At 70.0% G+C, this 2079-nt stretch carries 3 protein-coding genes; all 3 read left to right on the forward strand.

What is annotated here, in order from left to right; translation table 11 throughout:
• A partial coding sequence (locus ABZ646_RS45625) for a hypothetical protein (RefSeq protein ID WP_360533419.1) occupies positions 1 to 217 on the forward strand: 217 nt, incomplete at its 5' end.
• A gap of 472 nt (positions 218 to 689) precedes the next feature.
• Positions 690 to 1007, forward strand: coding sequence for a trypco2 family protein (locus ABZ646_RS45630; RefSeq protein WP_360533422.1), 318 nt, complete (start codon positions 690 to 692; stop codon positions 1005 to 1007).
• The coding region (locus ABZ646_RS45635; protein WP_360533425.1) for a trypsin-like serine protease at positions 997 to 2079 on the forward strand (1083 nt) is incomplete at its 3' end. The genes ABZ646_RS45630 and ABZ646_RS45635, both read left to right, overlap by 11 nt.

A 2079-nucleotide genomic window follows, 5' to 3' on the forward strand; every position in this document is an offset into this window, starting at 1 on the left:
GTACGAGCAGGCTGCCCAACGGCTCAGCGCCGGGTTCCGGCAGCTCACCGGGGGCCCAGAAGGACACTCCGGCGAGCGCCGACCGGGTGACGGGGACGGCCCCCGGGGCGTTCGGCGCCGGTGCCGTGACGAACTCGACGTCCTGCCTGCCCAGTACGTGCTGGACGAGCAGGTGCTCCCAGGTGGTCAGCCGAGAACAGGCGAGGCGGAAGGATGACCTTCCATTTCTGGTGAGTTCTGCGAGAAGTAAGCTCGTCGTGTTCGGTGCGCCCGTGAAAGTGTCGCCGGGACGTAACGAGCCACCAGGTCCTAACGGAACCACGTTTCCCCCCAAACGCTTGGTCCTACGCTGAGCCCGGCGCTGAGAGTACACGAACGGTTGTTTCCGGAACAGGGTTCCCGAATATTTGCTGCCGACGTCGTGATCAATTAGCGGTTGAAGCAAACCAGTGGCACGCCGGCCGAGGCCGCCGTCGGTCGTGTCGGTGGCGCGGGGCCGGCGAGATCCGTGCCTCTGCGCCGTCCACCGTTCGAAACCCGTAGGTCCGTGTCGCCGGGCCTTCCTGCCCCGCATGGGGTTCACCTCCGGTGCGCCGGGGCTCCGCGCACCGCACGCTCCGGGCGGTTCTCAGTCATGGTCGCCAGTTGGCACACTGCTCTTCACGAGTCTGGTTTCCAGGGGGAGTTGCATGGCGACGATCGGATTGGCGGCGGCGCTCGAGGAACTGCGGCAGGAGCTGTACGACGCCCAGGACCGCGGGGCGGGGGAGCAGTTCGCCTTCGAGATCCAGGAGGCGCAGCTGGAGCTGCTGCTGGAACTGCGCGATGACGTCAAGGGCGAGGGGAAGCTGCAGTTCGGAGTGGCGACGGTGGGCGGAGGCGGTGGTCAGTCGTCGGCCCGGTCGCACAAGCTGACGCTGAAACTGCAGATCAAGGACCGGGCGGTGGGCGGGAACAGTCCCGAGATCAGCGGGTCGCAATCAGGTTCCTGGCAGGATGAAGGCTGACGTGGACCGGCGGCGGGTCGCCCTGGTCCGGGGCGGGGAGGAGACCGGATTCCGGCGAACCGGAAGCGGTTATCTCGTGTCGGCACGGCTGGTGCTCACCGCCCGGCACGTGATCGAGGACGACCAGGGGGTCTGCTGGCCTCGCATCGACGTGCGGGTGGGGCACCCGCAGGACGGCACCCGGCGCTGTGCGGCGTCGGCATGCTGGACCCACCCGGACGGTCGTGATGTGGCGCTGCTGCTGCTCGACGACTGCGTCGAGGTGCCGGGGACGGTCCGGTGGGGAGCGCCGGTGGGCGACGAACCTCTGCGGTACGACGCGCTCGGCTTTCCGTCGGCGTCGGCCACGGGCGGGCGGCATGCGGTCGAACACCTGCGTGGCGAGCTCCCCCTGCTGGGCGGGGGCGCTGGTGAGAAGGACCGGTACGTCCTGGACCAGGGGCCCGCGCCGGGTGGCCCGAAGGCCTGGCGCGGCGCCTCCGGAAGCGCGGTCTTCTGCCACGACCACCTCGTCGGGGTCGTCATCCACGACGACGAGGCGTTCGAGAACCGCCGGCTTCACGCGTGCCCGGCCCGGTCGTTCGCCGGGGATCCCGGGTTCGGGGATCTCCTGGAGCGTTATGGGGGTGAGCGCCCTCGACTGAGCCAGGTGGGAACCGGTCTGGAACGCTACCTGCGTGCCGCCCGGCGAGCCTCCGCCGAGCACCCGTACCCCGGGATCGCCCCCGGCACCATGCCACCCCTGTCCCACGTCTACCTACGCCAGGAGGTCGTACGCCAGGAGGTTCCGGCCGTCCCTTCCCCGCCGCGGCCGGCCGGCGATGTCCTGGCCGGTGACGGGACGTGTCTGGTGATCGCAGGTCCGGGCGGCGGCAAGTCCAGTCTGCTGCGCACCCGCCTCACCCACGGCGTCGCACAATGGCTCGACGGCTCCGACGGGACAACGCCCGCGCCGGTCCTGGCACCCGCGGCGGCCTTGCTCGGCATGCCCCTGAGCAGAGCGCTCGTCACGACTGTCCATGCCCAGCTCCGCCAGTACGGCCTCACGCGTCCGCTTCCCGACACCTTCTTC

The organism is Streptomyces sp. NPDC007162 (genome assembly GCF_040634175.1).
Classification (GTDB): Bacteria; Actinomycetota; Actinomycetes; order Streptomycetales; family Streptomycetaceae; genus Streptomyces.

What these genes read in the sequence shown, in the direction of transcription:
- ABZ646_RS45630 (WP_360533422.1), top strand. Translation starts at nt 690, where the DNA reads ATGGCGACGATCGGATTGGCGGCGGCGCTCGAGGAACTGCGGCAGGAG.